Source organism: Agrobacterium sp. CNPSo 3708, from assembly GCF_028674915.1.
In the GTDB taxonomy this organism is placed as follows: Bacteria; Pseudomonadota; Alphaproteobacteria; order Rhizobiales; family Rhizobiaceae; genus Agrobacterium; species Agrobacterium cavarae.
This window is the reverse complement of record NZ_JAQZSF010000011.1, coordinates 18,357-38,993: the sequence shown is the minus strand read 5'-3', so window position 1 is coordinate 38,993 and position 20,637 is coordinate 18,357. Positions and strand designations below refer to the sequence as shown.

At 59.1% G+C, this 20,637-nt stretch carries 15 protein-coding genes and 1 riboswitch; of the genes, 11 read left to right on the top strand and 4 right to left on the bottom strand.

Translation table 11 applies throughout. From position 1 onward, the window contains the following. The first annotated feature begins 5 nt into the window (after window positions 1-5). From PVA19_RS20865 to PVA19_RS20830, 8 genes are all read left to right on the top strand, one after another. Entirely contained in the window at window positions 6-1,508 is a 1,503-nt protein-coding gene (locus PVA19_RS20865; RefSeq protein ID WP_113180574.1) for an amino acid permease, read from the top strand. Further along, the gene (locus tag PVA19_RS20860; RefSeq protein WP_274104053.1) at window positions 1,505-2,467 is read left to right on the top strand and encodes an asparaginase domain-containing protein; all 963 of its coding nucleotides are present in this window, start codon (window positions 1,505-1,507) and stop codon (window positions 2,465-2,467) included. Before PVA19_RS20865 ends, PVA19_RS20860 begins: the two co-directional genes overlap by 4 nt. A gap of 101 nt (window positions 2,468-2,568) precedes the next feature. Further along, window positions 2,569-4,908: a glucose/quinate/shikimate family membrane-bound PQQ-dependent dehydrogenase gene (locus tag PVA19_RS20855; protein ID WP_274104052.1), complete on the top strand. Its 2,340-nt coding sequence runs from the start codon at window positions 2,569-2,571 to the stop codon at window positions 4,906-4,908. Window positions 4,909-5,043: 135 nt separating this feature from the next. After that, window positions 5,044-5,264: riboswitch (cobalamin riboswitch) on the top strand. A 195-nt stretch (window positions 5,265-5,459) separates the two neighbouring features. After that, on the top strand, window positions 5,460-6,485 hold the full coding sequence (locus PVA19_RS20850; RefSeq protein ID WP_274104051.1) for an ABC transporter substrate-binding protein: 1,026 nt from the start codon (window positions 5,460-5,462) through the stop codon (window positions 6,483-6,485). Between the two features lie 4 nt (window positions 6,486-6,489). Next, window positions 6,490-7,509, top strand: a complete 1,020-nt coding sequence (locus PVA19_RS20845) for a FecCD family ABC transporter permease (RefSeq protein ID WP_274104050.1) — start codon at window positions 6,490-6,492, stop codon at window positions 7,507-7,509. Then, the gene (locus PVA19_RS20840; protein WP_274104049.1) at window positions 7,506-8,294 is read left to right on the top strand and encodes an ABC transporter ATP-binding protein; all 789 of its coding nucleotides are present in this window, start codon (window positions 7,506-7,508) and stop codon (window positions 8,292-8,294) included. The genes PVA19_RS20845 and PVA19_RS20840 overlap by 4 nt, the downstream gene beginning before the upstream one ends. Beyond that, window positions 8,291-8,749 (top strand): pseudoazurin, encoded by a 459-nt coding sequence (locus tag PVA19_RS20835; RefSeq protein ID WP_274104048.1) that lies wholly within the window; start codon window positions 8,291-8,293, stop codon window positions 8,747-8,749. The genes PVA19_RS20840 and PVA19_RS20835 overlap by 4 nt, the downstream gene beginning before the upstream one ends. Window positions 8,750-8,940: 191 nt before the next feature. Continuing rightward, complete coding sequence (locus PVA19_RS20830) at window positions 8,941-9,252, top strand: hypothetical protein (RefSeq protein ID WP_062427724.1); 312 nt, start codon at window positions 8,941-8,943, stop codon at window positions 9,250-9,252. Window positions 9,253-9,271: 19 nt separating this feature from the next. Here the strand turns inward: PVA19_RS20830 and PVA19_RS20825 are convergent, their stop codons facing one another. Both PVA19_RS20825 and PVA19_RS20820 read right to left on the bottom strand, forming a co-directional pair. Next, a complete protein-coding gene (locus tag PVA19_RS20825) occupies window positions 9,272-10,288 on the bottom strand; it encodes an NAD-dependent epimerase (RefSeq protein ID WP_112956917.1) in 1,017 nt (338 codons plus the stop codon). An 18-nt stretch (window positions 10,289-10,306) separates the two neighbouring features. Continuing rightward, window positions 10,307-11,617, bottom strand: a complete 1,311-nt coding sequence (locus tag PVA19_RS20820) for a UDP-glucose dehydrogenase family protein (protein ID WP_062427726.1) — start codon at window positions 11,615-11,617, stop codon at window positions 10,307-10,309. A 212-nt stretch (window positions 11,618-11,829) separates the two neighbouring features. Here PVA19_RS20820 and PVA19_RS20815 point away from each other — a divergent pair, with 212 nt between their 5' ends. Then, the gene (locus PVA19_RS20815) at window positions 11,830-13,044 is read left to right on the top strand and encodes an adenylate/guanylate cyclase domain-containing protein (RefSeq protein ID WP_274104047.1); all 1,215 of its coding nucleotides are present in this window, start codon (window positions 11,830-11,832) and stop codon (window positions 13,042-13,044) included. Window positions 13,045-13,238: 194 nt separating this feature from the next. Next, entirely contained in the window at window positions 13,239-14,126 is an 888-nt protein-coding gene (locus tag PVA19_RS20810) for a DMT family transporter (RefSeq protein ID WP_062439147.1), read from the top strand. Window positions 14,127-14,154: 28 nt separating this feature from the next. Here PVA19_RS20810 and PVA19_RS20805 read toward each other — a convergent pair whose 3' ends face one another. Beyond that, entirely contained in the window at window positions 14,155-15,057 is a 903-nt protein-coding gene (locus PVA19_RS20805; protein ID WP_274104046.1) for a LysR family transcriptional regulator, read from the bottom strand. A 166-nt stretch (window positions 15,058-15,223) separates the two neighbouring features. Between PVA19_RS20805 and amaB the strand changes: the two genes are divergently transcribed. Continuing rightward, entirely contained in the window at window positions 15,224-16,750 is a 1,527-nt protein-coding gene (gene amaB / locus PVA19_RS20800; protein ID WP_274104045.1) for an L-piperidine-6-carboxylate dehydrogenase, read from the top strand. Between the two features lie 64 nt (window positions 16,751-16,814). On the opposite strand, the gene putA is transcribed toward amaB, so the two are convergent. Then, complete coding sequence (gene putA, locus PVA19_RS20795; RefSeq protein ID WP_274104044.1) at window positions 16,815-20,498, bottom strand: trifunctional transcriptional regulator/proline dehydrogenase/L-glutamate gamma-semialdehyde dehydrogenase; 3,684 nt, start codon at window positions 20,496-20,498, stop codon at window positions 16,815-16,817. Window positions 20,499-20,637: the final 139 nt, after the last annotated feature.

Below are 20,637 nucleotides of genomic sequence, written 5' to 3'. Positions count from 1 at the left end.
AGTCTATGGACGATAGCTCTGAGGGAGGAGCGACACCAGTGGATAAGGTAACTCAAGCAAACCATGAACGTCAGGTCGAAATCCAGGAGGATTTCGGCTATCACAAAGCACTCAAACCGCGCCAGATTCAGATGATCGCCATTGGCGGCGCGATCGGAACTGGGCTTTTCCTCGGGGCGGGCGGGCGCCTTGCCATTGCTGGCCCCGCTCTTGTCTTCGCTTATGCAATTTGCGGCTTCTTCGCCTTCCTGGTGCTCAGAGCGCTTGGCGAATTGATCATGCATCGCCCGACATCGGGTTCGTTCGTTTCCTATGCCCGCGAGTTCTACGGCGAGAAGATGGCCTTCGCTGTCGGCTGGATGTACTGGATGAACTGGGCGATGACCTCGGTTGCCGATGTGACGGCGGTTGCCCTCTACATGAATTTCTTCAAGCAATATGTGCCCTGGATGCAGGGCATCGACCAGTGGGTGTTCGCGCTCGGCGCGCTCATCATCGTGCTCGGCATGAACATGCTGTCGGTCAAGGTGTTCGGCGAACTGGAATTCTGGTTCAGCCTGATCAAGGTCCTGGCGCTCTTCACCTTCCTGATCGTCGGCGTTTACTTCGTCATTTTTGGAACGCCAATCGAAGGTCACGTCACCGGCTTCAGCCTGATTGCCGATAATGGCGGCTTCTTCCCCAATGGCATTCTGCCGGCCTTCATCATCATTCAAGGTGTGCTCTTCGCCTATGCCTCGATCGAGCTGATCGGGACCACCGCAGGTGAAACGGAGGACCCGCGCAAGGTGATGCCAAAGGCGATCCGCACCGTCGTCTTCCGCCTTCTCGTCTTCTATGTCGGCTCGGTCCTGCTGCTTACACTTCTTTTGCCCTACACAGCCTACAAGGCAGGCGAGAGCCCGTTCGTGACCTTCTTCGGCTCCATCGGGGTCGAAGGCGCCGATATCGTCATGAACCTGGTCGTTCTGACCGCGGTTCTGTCGTCACTGAATGCCGGCCTCTATTCGACCGGCCGCATCCTGCATTCGATGGCGGTGTCCGGCTCTGCACCGGCGGCGCTGGCGAAGATGAACAAGGCTGGCGTGCCCTATGGCGGCATCGCGGTCACGGCTGTCGTCACTGTGCTCGGCGTCATTCTCAATGCCATCGTTCCTTCGGAAGCATTTGAAATTGCGCTCAATCTTGCCGCGCTCGGCATTATTTGCGCCTGGGGCGTCATCGTGTTATGCCAACTCAAGCTGTGGCATCTGTCCCGGCAGGGGAAGATGCAGCGTCCGGATTTCAGCATGATTGGCGCGCCTTATACGGGCATCCTGACGCTTGTCTTCCTGTTTGGCGTTCTGGTGCTGATGGCATTCGATTACCCTGCGGGCACATATACCGTCGGCTCTCTTATCGTCATCGCACCGACTTTGGTGGGGGGATGGTATTTGATGCGTGGCCGTATTCAGGAATTGTCGAAAGTACAGCAATTGCGTGACGCTGGCGCGCGGGGTCAGCAGTGACCATCGCAATTCCGACCGATCATGACAAAGGGCTGGTGGCGGTCATTGCCACCGGCGGCACGATTGCGAGCCAGCGTGACGAAACCGGGGCTGCGAAACCCTCGCTCTCCGGTGAAAACCTCCTCTCCGGCCTTGGCGGCGATAGCGCCTCCGTCAAACCCGTCGAGCTGATGGCGAAGGATTCCTCCAGCCTGACGATCTCCGACATGCAGGCGATCAGCGATGCGGTTGGTGTCGAGCTTGCCGACCCTGCGGTATGTGGCGTCGTCGTGCTTCACGGCACTGATGCGATGGAAGAAACCTCACTGCTCGTTCATCTACAGCATAGGCTCGGCAAACCGGTGGTATTCACCGGCGCGCAGTTTACGGCCGATAACCCGCTCTCGGATGGCCCGGCCAATCTTCAGGCGGCGATTGCCGCTGCCGCGACGCCATCCAATAGCGACAAGGGAGTTCTTCTGTCTTTCGGTGGCAAGTTGCTGCCGGTCTGGGGTCTCTACAAGCGCTCAGCCGACGATCCGGATGCGTTCGATCTTGCGGGACCTTCCGACTGTCCTCAAAGCCCTGAATTTTCGGCGCCGGTCGATGCTATCCGCATCGACATCGTCGCAATCTATCCGGGCTGTGAAGCGACCCATATCGATGCCAGTCTTGATGCGGGGGCCAAAGGCATCGTTCTTTGCGCTCTCGGCTCAGGTAATGCCAACGCGGACGTAGTTGATGCTCTGCGGCGTTGTCGCGAGAGACATGTTCCGGTCGTCGTTTCCAGCCGCGTTCCCGAGGGGCACCTGGTGGCGGGCTATGGCGGAGGCGGTGGCGGTCACGATATGGGTGCTGTCGGTGCCATCCATTCCCGAACATTGCGGCCTGGTCAGGCAAGAATTCTGCTGGCATCGCTTATAGCCGCGTCTGCTGGACACCGCGACATGGCGCGGGCTTTCAACGACTTTCGCGACTGAAACGATCCGCGGATAACACGGAAGTGGCAGAAATGTGATTTCTGCGGAACTTATCGTCTTCGACCCTGTTAAGCCCCAAGGGAAATTAACAGGGGCTCTTCATGGCGGTCACCATTACTGCTGTCGCTCTAGCGCTTGTCGGCCTTGCGCTTTTCGGCTTCGGTTCTCAACTTATCATGCTCGGGGGAAGCTTTTATTACGCTCTCGCCGGGCTTGCCTTCGTTATCACGGCAATTCTTCTTTTCAAGCGAAACAAGGCGGCGCTGCATTTCTACGCGCTCTTCGTGATCGCGACCCTCGGCTGGGCCTTGTGGGAAGTTGGTCTCGACTGGTGGCAGCTTGGACCGCGTGGCGGCCTGATCATCGTGATCGGCATCTGGCTTTTGATGCCATGGATCCGTAAGCCACTCGGTTTTGTCAGCCCGACCGGCATTCGCTACAGAGCAAATGCCGTCCCGCTTCTGGTCGCTGTCGTCATTTCCATGGGTGTGGCCGCCGTATCGATGACGCAGGACCCGCATGACCAGGAGGGCAATCTTCCGACGGAGGTCGTCAACAACGCGCCCTCTTATGGAAACGCTGTTCCGGATGGCGAGTGGCATCAATATGGACGGACGTCCTATGGCCAGCGCTATTCGCCGCTGACACAGATCACCACTGCCAATGTTGGCGATCTGAAGGAGGTCTGGCGTTATCAAACCGGCGACGTCAAGCTTCCCGACGATGTTGGCGAAACGACGTATCAGGTCACGCCGCTGAAGGTTGGCAAGACACTCTTCCTCTGCACCCCGCACAATTGGGCGATCGCCATCGATGCGGCGACCGGCAAGGAAAAGTGGAAATATGATCCGAATGTCGGCCTGAATCCCAATCGCCAGCACCAGACATGCCGCGGCGTGACTTACTATGCCGATCCAGCCGCTCAGGCAGGCTCGCAATGCGCCGCGCGCGTCTATTTGCCAACATCGGATGCTCGTCTGATCGCGCTCGACGCCGAAAGCGGCAAGGTCTGCACGTCATTCGCAGACCAGGGCGTTCTCCATCTCGAAGTCGGTATGAAGTACAATCCGGCTGGCTACTACTATTCCACATCGCCGCCCGCCATTGCCGGCAACAAGATCATCGTCGGCGGCGCAGTCAACGACAACTACTCCACCCAGGAACAGTCGGGCGTCATTCGCGCCTTCGATGTGAACAGCGGAGAGCTGCTGTGGAACTGGGATTCCGGAAACCCTACCCAAACCCAACCGCTTCCGCCGGGTCAGACCTATACGACCAACTCTCCCAACAGCTGGTCCGTATTCAGCGTCGATGAAGCGCTTGGGCTCGTCTACATCCCTTTGGGAAATCAAGTTCCTGACCAGCTCGGAATGGGTCGGAGCGAGAATGTAGAGAAGTACTCCTCGTCGATCGTGGCACTCGACGTGAACACCGGGCAGGACCGCTGGGTCCGGCAGACGGTGCATCACGATCTCTGGGATATGGATGTGCCGGCCCAGCCGGTGCTGCTCGATATCACCAAGCCGGATGGTCAATCTGTTCCCGCTCTCGTCGGTCCGACCAAGCAGGGCGATATCTATGTGCTGGACCGTCGGACGGGTGAGCCAATCCTGCCGGTGACCGAAGAGCCGGCACCTGGTGGCGCAATTCCCGAGGACTTCTCCGCGCCGACGCAGCCTACATCTGCCTTGACCTTCAAGCCGGAACCGCTGCAGGAAAAGAACATGTGGGGTGTCTCGCTGCTCGATCAGCTCGCCTGCCGCATCAAGTTCCATCAGCTGAACTACGAAGGTCGCTACACCCCGCCGTCGCTGAATGGATCGATCATCTATCCTGGCAATTTTGGTACTTTCAACTGGGGCAGCGTCGCAGTCGATCCCGAACGCCAGGTCATGTTCGGCATGCCGACCTATCTCGCCTTTACCTCACAGCTCGTTCCGCGCGACCAGATCCCGCCGAGGGGTCAGGATGAAAAGGGCAGCGAGCAGGGTCTGAACCGCAATGATGGTGCACCCTATGGCGTGCTGATGGGCCCGTTCCTGAGCCCGATCGGCATCCCCTGCCAGGCGCCACCATGGGGCTATGTCGCCGGTGCCGATCTTAGAACCGGCAAGGTTGCCTATAAGCACAAGAACGGCACCGTTTACGACATGACGCCGCTGCCGCTTCCCTTCAAGGTCGGTGTGCCGGGTATCGGCGGTCCGATGATCACCAAAGGTGGCGTCGCTTTCTTGGGCGCAGCCGTGGACGACTATCTGCGCGCTTACGATCTGACGAGCGGCAAGCAGCTTTGGGAAGCACGCCTGCCCGCGGGTGGGCAGGCCACGCCCATGACCTACGCTCTCGATGACGGCAAGCAATATGTCGTGATGGTTGCAGGCGGCCACGGTTCAGTGGGGACGAAGCCGGGTGATTATGTCATCGCCTACACGCTCCCATAACCAGATCATTTCGCTAAAACCCTTGATGGCCGGGACTTCGTTCCGGCCATTTTGTTTATTCTCAGCACAATGATCCACTTGTTTTTGATATGTAATAACATTACAATGGCTTGCTTGACGGACGAGATCAAATAGGTCTATCTGGCTGGCGACGGTTCCAAGCGAGAGATCGTGCGGAATAATAGGGAACACGGTGAGGGGATATCTCCAATGCCGTGGCTGCCCCCGCAACTGTAAGCGGATTGTCGAGCACTCGTGGCGCATTCACCTGCGTCAGGCCACTGCGAATTATCGTGGGAAGGCGGGCAAGACGATCATCCGTGAGCCAGGAGACCTGCCGTCATAAGTTCATTCCAATGTCACGGGCGGGGATGCCCTGAACAGGAGACGTCATGATTGTTATTTGCGCCCTTCAGCGCTCACATCCATCTGTCTTTTCCCTCGTTCTCGATCGTCTCACTCCCGTGGCTGTCGAATGAGTGTTTCATTCGCGCTCACATGACGGCGTCTTGCTTGTCGGCAACGTCGACGATTTCGGGGATTATCGGACCATGACATTTCATTTCACCGGCGCGTTTCTGGCCGCTGCACTCACTGCGCTCTCGATCGTGCCGAAAACGGCAGAGGCTGCGGAAACGACCTACCCCTTGACGCTGAAAAATTGCGGCAGGGACGTCACCTTTCCGCATGCTCCACAGCGCACGGTTTCTCTCGGTCAGAGCACCACGGAAATTCTTTATCTGCTCGGACTGGCCGACAAGGTGGTCGGTACAGCCGTCTGGATCGGCCCGGTCATCACGGGATACGAAAAGGCCAACGCCAAGGTTGAGCGCCTCGCGGACAATGATCCGAGTTTCGAGAGTGTGGTTGCCAAAAAGCCGGATCTCGTAACCGCTCAGTTTCAATGGCATGTCGGTCCGGAAGGCATTGTGGCGAAGCCTGAGCAATTCGAAGAGCTTGGTATCCCGGTTTACACGTCGCCCGCCGATTGCACGGGTAAGGACAATTCGGGCGGCGGCGATGGTGTAAGACATTCGGTCTTCACCATGGACCAAATCTACCAGGAAATTGCCGAACTCGCACAAATCTTCAACGTGCAGGATCGAGGTGAGAAGCTCATCGCGGACCTGAAGGCCCGCGAGAACGCTGCGCGTCAGAAGATCGCATCCGTGGATGGCAAGCTCTCGGCTGTCTTCTGGTTCTCCAGCGCCGAACTGGATATCGATCCTTACGTGGCGGGCAAGAATGGTGCGCCCGGCTACATCATGTCGGCGCTCGGCATCAAGAATGTCATCGATAGCGATGAAGAATGGCCGACGGTTGGTTGGGAAACCATCGCCAAGTCCAACCCCACGATCATCGTCGCGGGCAAGATGGACCGCCGCCGGTTTCCAGCCGACGATATCGCAGTGAAGCTGAAATTCCTGAAAGATGATCCCGTTACAAGCCTGATGCCAGCGGTGAAGGACAACCATATCGTCGTCATGGATGCGCAGGCGATGAACCCGACGATCCGCACCATCGACGGCATCGAGGTGCTGGCCGACCAGATCGTCCAACTTGGCCTAGTGAAGTAAGAGGATGCCCGCTCCCTTGCTTTACACCCGCGCTGCCGTCATTGCAGCCGGGTGTCTTCTGGTGGCGCTTTGGCTGGGCGCCTCGATTGGCGAAACCTCCATTCCGATGGAGGTTGTCGCCAAGACCGTCGCCAATCGCCTCTGGCATGCCGGATATTCACTGGATGCCATCGATGAGGGGATCATCTGGAACTATCGTTTGAGCCGAGCCGTGGTTGCCGCCTGTTGTGGGGCATCGCTTGCCGTCTCCGGTGTCGTGCTGCAATCGCTGCTGCGCAATCCTCTGGCCGACCCCTATATTCTCGGCATCTCCGCTGGAGCATCGACCGGCGCGGTCAGCGTCGCCCTTCTTGGCTTCGGCGCGGGCATGCTGACACTGCCGCTCGGTGCATTTCTTGGTGCGCTCGTGGCTTTTGCGCTTGTCAGCCTGCTGGCGCTCAGGGCAGGGCGGGGTAACAGCGCAATCATCCTCGCCGGCGTTGCCGGTTCGCAATTGTTCAACGCACTTACCTCATTCATTGTCACCAAGGCCGCCAATGCGGAACAGGCACGCGGCATCATGTTCTGGCTGCTCGGCAACCTCTCCGGCGTTCGCTGGACGGATGTCTCGCTTGCCCTTCCCATAGCCATGTTCGGTCTTATCGTCTGCCTCTGGCATGCCCGCGCCCTGGACGCCTTTACCTTCGGAGCGGAGTCGGCCGCCTCTCTTGGCATCCCCGTGCGCCGCGTCTATGTCGTGCTTACGGGCACGTCTGCCTTGATGACGGCGGTGATGGTCAGCATTGTCGGATCTATCGGCTTTATCGGTCTCGTCATTCCCCATGCAGCCCGTCTTGTTGTCGGTGTTCGTCACGGACGCCTGTTGCCGGCCGCCGCGCTGATCGGTGCCATCTTTATGATCGCTGCCGATATTCTCTCCCGCACCATCATCGCTGGCCAGGTTCTACCGATTGGTGTGATTACCGCGCTCTTTGGTGCGCCGGCTTTTGCGCTCATCCTTTCGCAGCGAAGGAGGGCGGCATGATGCTGTCAGCGCACAACCTAAGCTGGGCGACGGGCGGCGTCGATATCGTCAAGAACATCAGCCTCGATCTTTCTGCCGGCGAGTTTCTCGGCATTGTCGGACCCAACGGGTCGGGCAAGACGAGCCTCATGGCCATGCTCTCTGGCCTGAGAAAACCGCGCTCCGGTGAAGTCTTGCTGGATGGCAAGTCGTTGAACCAGCTTCAGCGCCGTGATGTGGCGCGTCAGATCGCGCTTGTCGAGCAGCAGGCGGAGACGCAGGAGCGCATCAATGCTCGCCAGGCGGTGGAGCTTGGCCGTATTCCGCATAAGGGCGCCCTGTCTCCATGGACTCCTCAAGATGATGAGATTGTCGATCAGGCGTTGCATGACGTCGATATGGAGGGCTTCGGGAGACGGATGTGGCACACGCTTTCCGGTGGAGAGCGGCAGCGTCTACATATTGCGCGCGCTTTGGCGCAGCAGCCGAAGATCCTGCTCCTGGACGAGCCGACCAACCATCTCGATATCGGACACCAGATCGCACTTCTGCATCTGGTTCAGCAGCAGAAACTGACAGTGGCCGCCGCCTTGCATGATCTCAACCATGCGGCGATGTTTTGTGACAGGGTTGCCGTGTTGAAGGCGGGAGCGCTCGTCGCGATGGGTAAGCCTTGCAACGTGCTGACCCCGGATCTCATCCTCGATGTGTTCGGCGTTCATGTCGACGTGGAACGAGAAGGCGAGGATGCCTGTCATATCCGCTATCGCGCCCCGACCATGATCTACCCAGTAAGGACGACGTGATGAAATTGTTGCTATCCATTGCTACGGCCGCCGTCGCTTTGTCGCTGAGTGCAGGTCTCGCCTTTGCGGAGGACTTCGAGGTCAGGATGCTCAATCAGGGTAAAAAGGGTTCGATGGTTTTCGAACCCGATTATCTTCACCTCCAGCCTGGCGACACGGTGAAGTTCATCGCCACGCATAAGAGCCACAATGCCGCGACCATCGACGGCATGGTTCCAGAGGGGGCGAAGGGTTTCAAGGGCAAGATCAACGAGGAGATTGAAGTCACTTTCGATCAGCAGGGCTTCTACGGCATCAAATGCTCACCGCATTTTGGTATGGGCATGGTCATGTTGATCAAGGTGGGTAAGGGTAGCCTGCCGGAACACTACAGAAGCGTGGCACTGCCCGCCCGCGCCAAGCCACGTCTCGACGCTCTATTTGCCGAGGCGGAGGCAGATCAAGGCAAACCTTGAGCATTTGATAGTAGGTCAGCCGCTCTTTCCGCAGCATCTCTGTCGGAAAGTGTGACCGATGGTCTTGAAGCGGTAGGCGCTCTTCCTACATCTGCCTCAACCCGCTGGTCCGGGCCCCTCTGGTGAAAGTCTCGGCGCTTTCACGATGTCGGACCTTTTCCGACATCACGCCGAGGCTGCAGAGGCCCCTCATGCTTTCCGATATCGCCGCATGGTTCATCACGCTGTTTGTCGTCGATCCGCTTCAGGCGGAAATGCGCGAACAGCTCGATCGTGCAAATGCGTCTACTGAGATCATCCAGCAATCGCAGCGTTGCGTTGCCAGCCAGGCGCCGCAGCTTCTGAACCGCGCCGGCGAAGACCCGGCATGGGCGGTCGCCACCGTTGTCGGTTTTACCTTCGGTTGGACGTCACCGGCGCAACTGCTGGATAAGGGCGATCCGAACTGCGCAGCCGTGATTGGCTTGTTGCAAGGCCGTGACGGTGAAGGGACCGAAGTGTAATATCTAAGACCTCAGGGTCTTAGACAGTTCCGTTGCGCCAGCCCCGGTACCATTCGACGAAACGCTGGACGCCTGTTTCGACGGGCGTTTCCGGCGCGTAGTTCGTGAGTGCACGCAACAGATCAGGTGAGGCATAGGTGCGCGGGACGTCGCCCTGTTGCATTGGTAGCATGTTGCGGATGGCCTTCTGGCCAAGGACCGTCTCCACCGTTTCGACGAAGCGCATCAATTCGACCGGTTGGCCACCGCCAATATTGACCACACGGAACGGTGCGTGCTTCGACAGCGTATCGGTCACACCCTCTTCGGTGACGCGATTGTCTTCGGAAGGCGCAATGTGGCTGAGGCGGATGATGCCTTCCACCAGATCGTCGATATAGGTGAAGTCACGGCTCATCATGCCTTCGCCGTAGATATCGATCGGCTGACCCTTGAGGATGGCATCGACGAACTTGAACAGCGCCATGTCGGGACGACCAAAGGGACCATAGACCGTGAAGAAGCGGAAAGCGGTCGTCGGTACTTTGTGGAGATGCGCGTAGCTATGCGCCATCAGCTCCATTGATTTCTTGGTGGCCGCATAGATCGTCATCGGCTCGTCGGCGCGGTCGCTCTCGGCAAAGGGCACTTTCTCATTCGAGCCGTAGATCGAGGACGTCGAGGCGAGCAGAAGATGCTTTGGCTGGAGATTTTTTGCCAGCTCCAGAATATTCCAGGAGCCGATGAGGTTCGAATTCACGTAGTCTTTGGGGCACTCGATGCTGTAGCGAACGCCCGCCTGCGCCGCGAGATGGATGATCACCTCCGGCTCGGCGAGATCGGCAGCGCGGTTCAGCGCATCGGCATCTTCCAGCATGCCGATCTGCGCTTTGAAGCCGTTTGAGCGGGAGAGGATCGCGTGCCGTTTTTCCTTCAGCGCCACATCGTAATATTGCGTCATCCCGTCGAAGCCGACGACGAAGTGACCATCGTCCAGCAATCGCTTGGCGAGATGAAAGCCGATGAAACCTGCCGTGCCGGTAATCAGATAACGCATGGGTGTGCAGACCTTCCGTTACTGTTCCGAGCGGCCGATGCTCGAATAGGAGAAGCCATGGGCTGTGACTTCGTCGGCGCGGTAGATGTTGCGCAGGTCAACGAGGACAGGGCTCTTCATGGTGCTTTTGAGACGGGCGAGATCGAGCGCGCGGAACTGGTTCCATTCGGTCACGATCACCAGCGCTTCGGCATCCTGCGCCGCCTCATAAGGCCCCTGCGCATAATCGATACCCTCGATCAAAGGCTTGGCATTCGCCATGCCTTCCGGGTCATAGGCTGTAACTTTCGCGCCGGCATCCTGCAATGTCTGGATGACGGTAATCGCCGGGCTGTCGCGCATGTCGTCGGTGTTCGGCTTGAAGGTCAATCCGAGAACGGCCACCTTCTTGCCGCGGATATCCCCGCCAGCGGCGGCGATGACTTTGCGGCCCATGGCGCGCTTGCGGTTGTCGTTCACAGAAATCGTTGCCTCGATCAGACGAACCGGGCTGTCATAGTCCTGCGCGGTCTTGGCAAGTGCCAGCGTATCCTTGGGAAAACAGGAGCCGCCGTAACCCGGCCCCGCGTGAAGGAATTTCGAGCCGATGCGGCCATCGAGGCCAATGCCGCGCGACACGTCCTGCACATCGCCCCCTACCTTTTCGCAGAGGTCGGCGATCTCGTTGATGAAGGTAATCTTCATCGCCAGGAAGGCATTGGCGGCATACTTGATCAGTTCGGAGGTGCGCCGGGTTGTGAAGAGAAGTGGCGACTGGTTGAGATAGAGTGGACGGTACACTTCCGTCATCACCGGACGTGCGCGCTCGTCGGAGAGGCCAACAACGATACGGTCGGGACGCTTGAAGTCGTCGATTGCCGCACCTTCGCGCAGAAACTCCGGGTTGGAAACGACGGCAAAATCCGCAGTCGGGTTTTCCTCACGGATGATGCGCTCCACCTCGTCACCTGTGCCGACAGGCACGGTGGACTTGGTGACGATGACGGTAAAGCCGGTGATGGCTGCTGCGATTTCCTTTGCTGCCGCGTAGACATAGCCGAGATCGGCATGGCCGTCACCGCGGCGCGATGGCGTGCCGACGGCGATGAAAACAACATCCGCATCTGCAACAGCCGTTTTCAGATCAGTGGTGAAGCTCAGCCGGCCGGCCTTGGCATTGGTGGAAACAATGACATCGAGACCAGGCTCAAAAATCGGGATTTGCCCGTTCTTCAACGCGTCGATCTTTTCCGGCATCTTGTCGACGCAGATCACGTCATGGCCGAAATCAGCAAAGCAGGCGCCAGAAACCAAGCCGACGTAACCTGATCCAATCATCACAATACGCATTAAACAACCTTTTTCCAGGCTGGGCGGTAAAGCCACTCAGCGACTTAATATTGTCTCTAAAATTGCTATTTATCTGCCTTCCTCTGCATTCACAAGCACACAAACGGATTTCAACGAGAATAGTAAAATTTTTTTGTACCGAATAAAACCAAACGGCTCTTCAAGCTATTCTCCCTTTACTATCAGTAACGCCTTCTTGCCGCAGGAACTTCATGACCCAACCCAACACTCTCCAGGACATTGCGTTCTGGCTGTCTCGACAGGGCTACGAGGGCACGCCGGAAGAGGAGCTGCTGGCGGGCTTTTGCGAACGCTGCAACGCGGCTGGCATCTCCATTTCCTCGGCTTTGGTCCTGATGGACACGCTCCACCCGGATTTCGAGGGGCATGCCTTCCAGTGGGACAGCCGCGATACGGTCAATTCATCCAGTGTCTATGATTTCACCGACGAGGGTACGGCGCGTGAGGCCTGGGAGAGCTCCGTCTTCTTTCACCTTCTGAAAGAGAATGCGGAGGAGATCCGGCAGCGATTGTTCCTCAATGAGCAGGCGAGCTTTTACAAGCTGGATGAACTGCGCAATGCGGGCCATACCGACTACATCGCGTCCATCCATCGTTTTACGGAGCGTGGTAGCATCGGGGAAATGAGTGCCTTTTATTCCCGCTGGCTCACCCGGCAGCCGGAGGGCTTTCATGACGATGAGTTGGCTGCATTGCGCATGCTGCTGCCAACACTGGCACTGGCCGTTAAAACGGCCTGCTGCATGCGCATCATCGAAACGATCACGGATGTCTATCTTGGCCGTGATGCCGGACGCAAGGTGATGAGTGGCACGATCACAAGAGGCGAAGTCGAGCGGATCGAAGCGGTCCTCTGGTTTTCCGATCTTCGGGATTTCACCGGCATTTCCGATCGCGCCAAGCCGGACCAGATCATCCCGTTTCTTAATGATTACGCCGGTCTCGTCATCGATGCGATCCATGCGCATGGCGGCAGCGTGCTGAAGCTGATCGGCGATGGCGTTCTGGCGATCTTCCGAAGTGGCAACCGCCAGGATGATTGTGCTGCGGCACTTGCCGCGGAAATGACGATGCGGACGCGTCTTTCCGTTTTGAACCATGAGCGTCACGCGAAAGACCTTCCGACGACAGATGTCTATCTCGGTCTCCATGTCGGTGAGGTTTTTTATGGCAATATCGGCAGCCGAGGCCGCCTCGATTTCACCGTGGTCGGCCCGGCAGTCAACATGGTCAGCCGCATTGGAGGTCTGTGCGGTTCGGTTGATCGCGATACGGTGATGTCGCGGGATTTCGTCGCCACTTGCCCTGAAGAGATGCAGGCGCTGATGGTGTCGCTCGGGCGATACGCCCTGCGCGGCTTTGCGAGAGCACATGAACTCTTCACCATCGACCCCGAACTGGCTTGATCTCCCACCAAAACCCCAACCGTTGCTGAAATGTCAGTGGTACCGCTTTTGTGTATTTTCGCCTTGTGAGTGTAGAGCATGAGGCGTAGCCCTTGTATCGAGGAGCCACCAATCATCATGATCTGACGCGCTTCAGCCGCGATCGCAGACCGGCTCTGCCGTATCTTTGCACGTTACCGTCTGGATTGTTCGTCATGCAAAAAGGTTTTCTTCTCGGACTGCTCGCTTACGCCAGCTTTTCCTGGGGAGACGCCACGATCAAGTCGCTTGGTCACCAGGTTTCGGTGTTCGAGATCGGCTTCTTCAGCATCCTGTCGTCTGCCGCCATCATCTTCTTCACCAAGCCACGGGAAGAACGGTGGCGCGAATTCTGGCGCATGAGCCGGCCTTTCGCGGTGCATGGGCGCGCAATCTCAGGCCTGCTCGCCGGTATTCTCGGCATCTACGCCTTCACGACGCTGCCCTTGGCAGAGGCCTATGCGCTGATCTTTCTGTCCCCGCTGTTTGTCACCATCCTCTCCGCAGTGGTGCTGAAGGAAGACATCGGGCTCTGGCGCTGGTCTGCGGTTTTTGCCGGTATCGTCGGCGTGTTCCTTGTCGTGCGACCGGGGTTCAAGGCTCTGGAACTCGGTCACCTGGCGGCAGTCGGTGTCGCTCTTCTGGCGGCGATGACGATCGTCATTTTGCGTTCGCTTGCCGGTCGTGAAAAGCGCACCTCGATCATGGGTGTGCTGCTCGTTTACGGCCTCACCTTCAACGGGATTTTGGCGATTCCGCATTTTCACGTTCCGACATTGCATCAGGTCGGCGCCTTTATCATCATCGGCATTTGCACGGCGGTCGGCCAGATCACGTTGCTGACGGCGACGAAGATCGCGCCTGCCAGCCAGATTGCGCCGTCGCATTATTCGCAGATCCTCTGGGCCGTGGGGATCGGCGCTTTCTTCTTCGCCGAGTATCCGGACACGCTTGCGGTGTTTGGCCTGATCGTGATCGCCAGTGCCGGGCTGCTCACGATGATGCGTGAAAAGATCCGGCTTGGGACCGTGCGCTGGAATCCGTTTTTCCGCAATCGCCTGTAACGATGTCGGCTTGGAAGATATCTAGGCACTACAGCGGCTTGCCAACCTGCTCCAGAAGCCAGGTTTGAAACGCTTGCGCCAGTACATTGTCCTGCCGCCCCTCCGGAAGAGCGATGTGGTAACTCTTGTCTGTCGCGAGCGGCACATCGAACAGGACGGCCAACTGGCCTGAAACCAGCTCGGCCTCGATCAGATATCTCGGCAGAAGCGCGAAGCCAAGCCCGCTAATGGTCGCTTCGATCAACATCGAGAATTGGTCAAAGCGGCTACCGCGATATGCGCCCTCCGACCCGATGCCGTTCATCTCGAACCAATCGGTCCAGAGTTTTGGGCGGGTGGTGACGTGCAACAGAGGCTTGGACAAGAGGTCTGCATGGGTCTCGGGCGTGTGTTTCGCGAGTAGCGACGGGCTTGCGACCGGGACGATGACCTCGTTGCAGAGGAAGGTGCAGGTGCCGCGCGCCCAGACCGGCTGTCCGTAATGGATTGCGATATCGAAACTTTCTTCGTCGAAATCGAAAGGCTGGGATCGCGATCCGACGGTCAGAACCGTTTCCGGGTGGAGCGCCATGAATTTATGCAGGCGAGGGGTCAGCCAGCGACTGCCGAAGGTGGGCAATGTGGCTATGGAGAGCGAGGCGCTGGAAGTGCCCGCCGTGACAGCGCGAACCATCAACTGCTCGGACTGGTGCAAGAGCTTCTGCACGTCGGGCAGGAACTTGCGGCCCGCATCGGAGAGCACGACCCGCCGTCTGATGCGCTCGAAGAGAAGCATGCCGGTCTGTGCCTCGAGGTCGCTGATCTGCCGGCTGACCGCACTTTGCGTCAGGTTCAATTCTTCCGCCGCCCGGGTAAAGTTTCCATGCCGTGCAGCACATTCAAACGCCTGCAGCGTGACGATATCGGGAACCAGTCGTCTGCGCGTATCCATTCCTGCCTCGCATCAACCCACCCGCTTTCCTCATTTGAAATGGGTGGTTCCAGACGTATATGATCTGGAAAGAGAATGAAATGGGTGGTTCGCACCCGACCCACTGCCTCGAGCCATCTCCCGCGTGCCGGAACAACAGGTGGCGAAAATCGTCAGGAGCCAGAATATGTCCGCAGCCAAAGTCGATGTCGTGAAGGAAGCAGCCGCGCTTCTGTCCAAGATGGGCGTCTCGTCCGATCTCTATCAGGGTGGCGACATGGCCTCCTTCAGCCCCGTGACGGGCGAGCAGGTCGCGAGCCTCAAGACGGTTTCCCCTGCAGAGGTCACAGGTATCGTCGAGAAGGCGGATACCGCGTTCCGCGCCTGGCGCCTGGTTCCCGCGCCGCGGCGTGGCGAGTTGATCCGGCTTCTCGGTGAAGAACTGCGCGCCTTCAAGACCGATCTCGGTCGCCTCGTCTCGCTCGAAGCCGGCAAGATCCCGTCCGAAGGCCTCGGCGAAGTTCAGGAGATGATCGACATCTGCGATTTCGCTGTCGGCCTGTCCCGCCAACTTTACGGCCTGACGATTGCGACGGAACGCCCCGGCCACCGCATGATGGAAACCTGGCATCCGCTCGGCGTCGTCGGCGTCATTTCCGCCTTTAACTTCCCCGTTGCCGTCTGGTCCTGGAATGCAGCGCTTGCCATCGTTTGCGGCAACTCTGTCGTCTGGAAGCCGTCGGAAAAGACGCCGCTGACGGCGCTTGCCGTGCAAGGTATTTTCGAACGCGCGGTCGCCCGCTTTGGTGATGCGCCGGAAGGTCTCAGCCAGCTTTTGATCGGCGATCGCGCCGTGGGGGAAGCTTTGGTCGATCATCCGAAGGTCCCGCTGGTCTCGGCCACAGGCTCCACACGCATGGGTCGCGATGTCGGTCCGCGTCTTGCCAAGCGCTTTGCACGTGCGATCCTCGAGCTTGGCGGCAACAATGCTGGTATCGTCTGCCCATCGGCTGACCTCGACATGGCGCTGCGCGCCATTGCCTTCGGTGCCATGGGAACGGCGGGCCAGCGCTGCACGACGCTGCGCCGCCTCTTCGTCCATGACAGCGTCTATGATCAACTGGTGCCGCGTCTGAAGAAAGCCTATGCTTCCGTCTCCGTAGGCAATCCGCTTGAAACGTCTGCCCTCGTTGGCCCGCTGGTCGATAAGGCGGCATTCGATGGCATGCAGAAGGCACTCGAAGAGGCTAAGGCGCATGGCGGTGTGGTCGCCGGCGGCGAGCGCGTCGATACAGGGTCTGCCAATGGCTATTACGTAAAGCCCGCACTCGTCGAAATGCCAAAGCAGGTCGGCCCGGTTCTGGAAGAAACCTTCGCGCCGATCCTCTATTTGATGAAGTATTCCGATCTCGATTCTGCGATCGAAGAGCATAACGCCGTCGCGGCCGGTCTCTCCTCGTCCATCTTCACGAAAGACCTGCAGGAAGCCGAACGTTTCCTCGCTGCCGATGGCTCGGATTGCGGCATCGCCAACGTCAATATCGGCACCTCCGGTGCCGAAATCGGCGGTGCATTCGGCGGTGAAAAGGAAACTGGCGGCGGCCGTGAATCCGGTTCGGACTCGTGGAAGGCCTATATGCGCCGGGCCACCAATACGGTGAACTACTCCAAGGCGCTGCCTCTGGCGCAGGGTGTGTCGTTCGACATCGAGTAAAGTCGCGCGACTAACACGAAGAGTCGAAAGGCTGGCAGAGAATTTTCCTGCCAGCCTTTTTCGTTCAGCCAATCGACATCAGGCTGGCATTGCCGCCGGCAGCCGTCGTGTTGACGCTGACCGACACTTCCTCAAGCAGCCAGTTGAGATTGTAGGGCTGGGTTACGCCCTGAACCTCTTCCATCGATGCGGCCTGAACCAGCACGAGCGGGCCTTCCAGCGTGGCGATCCGGCTGTTGACGGCGCGAACGCGATCCGCGTCCCCTTCCACCAGCGCGCCAGCGAAGGGTCCAGCGGCCTGCCAGTCGGCGCTCCAGGACAGGCGTGTTTTGACCGAAGCCGGCGCGGTTGCCAGAGCGTCTTCCAGACCGCTGTCCTTGTCGATGACGACGGTGTTGCCGGTGGCAAGTGCCGCCGCTAGCTGGCGATAAAGACCGTGCGTGGAGACCGGCGCCAGCAAGACTTTGCCGCGCGGATGAAGCGCGTAAATATTGCGCTCGCCAACCGGACCGGCAAGCTCCGTCTCGAAGCCGAGCGCGGACGACTGCGCGGAGGTTCTTGCCACTTCCGCCGCCTGCGTTTCGTTCTTGCCATCCAGCCATTGGGCCAGATCGATAACCGCCTGGTCCTTATGCTGCGCAGCGCGCTCCACCAGCGGAGCAACACGTGTCAGCCTGCCGAGATAGAGCGGCCCGCCTGCCTTGGGGCCTGTGCCGGAAAGGCCGCGGCCGCCGAAGGGCTGAACCCCAACGACTGCGCCGATGATGTTGCGGTTGACATAGAGATTGCCCGCCTTCACCCGTGACAGAACATGCGCGATCGTCGCATCAAGGCGCGTGTGTAGACCAAAGGTCAAGCCGTAACCCGTTGCGTTGATATCGTCGATCAGCCGATCGAGCTTTTCGCGCTTGAAGCGGATGACATGCAGGACAGGGCCGAAGACCTCGCGCTTCAGGTCGGCAAGCGACTTCAGCTCTATGATGGTTGGCGGCACGAAGGTGCCATTCTGACTGTCACCGGCGAGCGAAATCTGCTCGATCGTGTTGCCGAGGCCGCGCATGGCTTCTATGTGCTTTTCGATATTGTCCTTGGCTTCCGCGCTGATCACCGGGCCGACATCGACCGAGAGCTGATCCGTGCGGCCGATGCGCAACTCATGGAGCGCGCCCTTCAGCATCGTCAGCGTCCGGTCAGCCACATCGTCCTGCAGGCAGAGAACGCGAAGCGCCGAGCAGCGCTGGCCGGCGCTGTCGAAAGCCGAAGCGATCACGTCCGCCACCACCTGTTCGGCAAGCGCCGAGGAGTCGACGATCATGGCATTCTGGCCACCGGTCTCGGCAATCAGCGGAATGGTACGTCCGTCGCTCGAAACGCGCTCGGCAAGCTGCTTCTGGATCAGGCGCGCCACTTCGGTGGAGCCGGTGAACATCACGCCGGCTGTCTGCGGAGCCGCGACGAGTTGGGCGCCGGTCTGGCCTGCACCTGGCAGAAGCTGAACCGCGTCGGCAGGAACCCCGGCTTCGTGCAGAAGTCTCACGCCTTCGGCTGCGATCAGCGGCGTTTCTTCCGCCGGTTTCGCCAATACGGGGTTACCGGCAACGAGGGCCGCTGCAACCTGGCCGATGAAGATCGCAAGCGGGAAGTTCCATGGGCTGATGCAGACGATCGGTCCGAGTGGCTGTTGCAGCAGGCCGAATGTGCTGCGTGCTTCCGCCGCGTAGTAGCGCAGGAAGTCGATGGCTTCGCGCACCTCCGCGATAGCGTTGGGAGCCGATTTCCCGGCTTCGCGCATGATGAGGCCAAGAAGGGTTGGCATTCGTGCTTGCATGAGGTCCGCTGCCTTTTCTAGGCAGTAGGCGCGCGTCTCGGTGCTGGACTGCGGCCATGATGAGGATGCTGCGGCGGCCAGCGCCCTGGCGACATCCTCCTGCGTCGGTTCTGTCACATAGCCAACGATGTCGTCGTTGTCGCCGGGGTTTCTCACCGGGCGCGTCTCTCCGGAGGCGTTGGGGGCAGCAGCCTTCCACTCCATGGTAACGCTTGCCGAAAGCGCCGTGCTCAGTGCGGCGAGCGCATCCTCATTGGCAAGGTCCAGGCCGCTGGAGTTCACCCTTGCGCCATAAAGCGTTTCAGGCTTGGCGATCTTGTCATGCTGCGCGCCGGGGACCGGCATTGCCCTTACCACGGCGACCGGGTCTTCCAGCAGAGATTCGACTGGCACATTCGGATCGGCAATGCGGTTGACGAAGGAAGAGTTGGCGCCATTTTCCAGCAAACGACGAACGAGGTAGGCCAGGAGCGTTTCGTGCGTCCCGACAGGCGCATAGAAACGGCATGGGCGGTCAAGGTTCTGCTTGCCGACGACTTCGCTGTAAAGTGGTTCGCCCATGCCATGCAGGCACTGAAACTCATAGTCGCCGATTTTGAAGTTTGGGCCAGCGAGATGATAGATCGTCGCCATCGACTGCGCATTATGGGTGGCAAACTGCGGGAAGATGACGTCCCGCGCAGCCAACAGCTTTCGGGCGCAGGCGATATAGGACACATCGGTATGAACCTTGCGGGTGAAGACTGGGAAGTCTTCCAAACCGTCGAGTTGCGCGCGCTTGACCTCGGCGTCCCAGTAAGCACCCTTCACCAGCCGCACCATAATGCGGCGGTTGGAGCGGCGCGCGAGATCGATAATGTAGTCGAGGACGAAGGGGCAGCGGCGGCCATAGGCCTGAACGACGAAGCCAAGGCCGGACCAGTTGCCAAGATCTGCGTCGAGCGCCAGTGATTCCAGCAGATCGAGCGAAATCTCCAGCCGATCGGCTTCTTCCGCGTCGATGTTGAGGCCGATGTCATAGCTCTTCGCCAAAACCATCAGCGCCCTTACGCGCGGCAGAAGTTCCGCCATCACCCGCTCGGCTTGCGAACGGGAATAGCGGGGATGGAGCGCAGAGAGCTTGATGGAAATGCCAGGCCCACCATAAACGCCACGCCCGGCGGACGCCTTGCCGATGGCGTGGATTGCCTGTTCGTAATCGCGGTAGTAGCGCTCGGCGTCCTTGGCAGTCGTCGCCGCTTCGCCCAGCATATCATAGGAATACTGGAAGCCCTTGGCTTCGAGTGGCCGCGAGCGGCTGATGGCTTCCTCAATGGTCTGGCCGGTGACGAACTGCTCGCCCATCATGCGCATTGCCATATCGACGCCGCGACGAATGACCGGCTCTCCGGCACGGGAGATCAGCTTTGTCAGCGCGGCAGACAGGCCCCTGTCGTTGACAGTCGAGGTCAGCTTGCCGGTGATGACGAGGCCCCAGGTCGCGGCATTGACGAAAAGCGACCGACCGCCGCCGAGATGCGATTTCCAATCGCCGGTGGCGATCTTGTCGCGGATCAGCGCATCGCGTGTCGCCGTGTCGGGAATGCGCAACAGCGCTTCGGCAAGGCACATCAGCGCCACGCCTTCCTGGCTGGAGAGGGAATATTCCTGCACCAATCCCTCGACGCCTGTACCCTTGGCTTTCGCGCGCAGCGCCTCGATCAGTCGGCGAGCCGTTGCTTTGATCGTCTGGGCTTCGCTGTCGCTGACGCTCGCCGCGTCGAGAAGGGGTGCAAGGCATTCCGGTTCAGAGCGGCGATAGGCCGCGGTGATCGCCTGGCGGAGCGCGCTCTGTTCTCGGACCTGCGGTGCGAAACGGTCAAAAATGCCAACTGGCGTTGTCGCTTCAGTCAGTGCAACGGTGGATGCAGTTCCCGCCATCGGATCGGCCCTCGATTGGATTCGTGAAAAGATGAGGTAGCGTTTTGCCTTCCCCATATTGGTTCACAGAATAACACCACCGGCGAAATTGCTATGGCCTTATTTTAAGGGTAGAAAAGGGAAAACGAACTTTTATTTT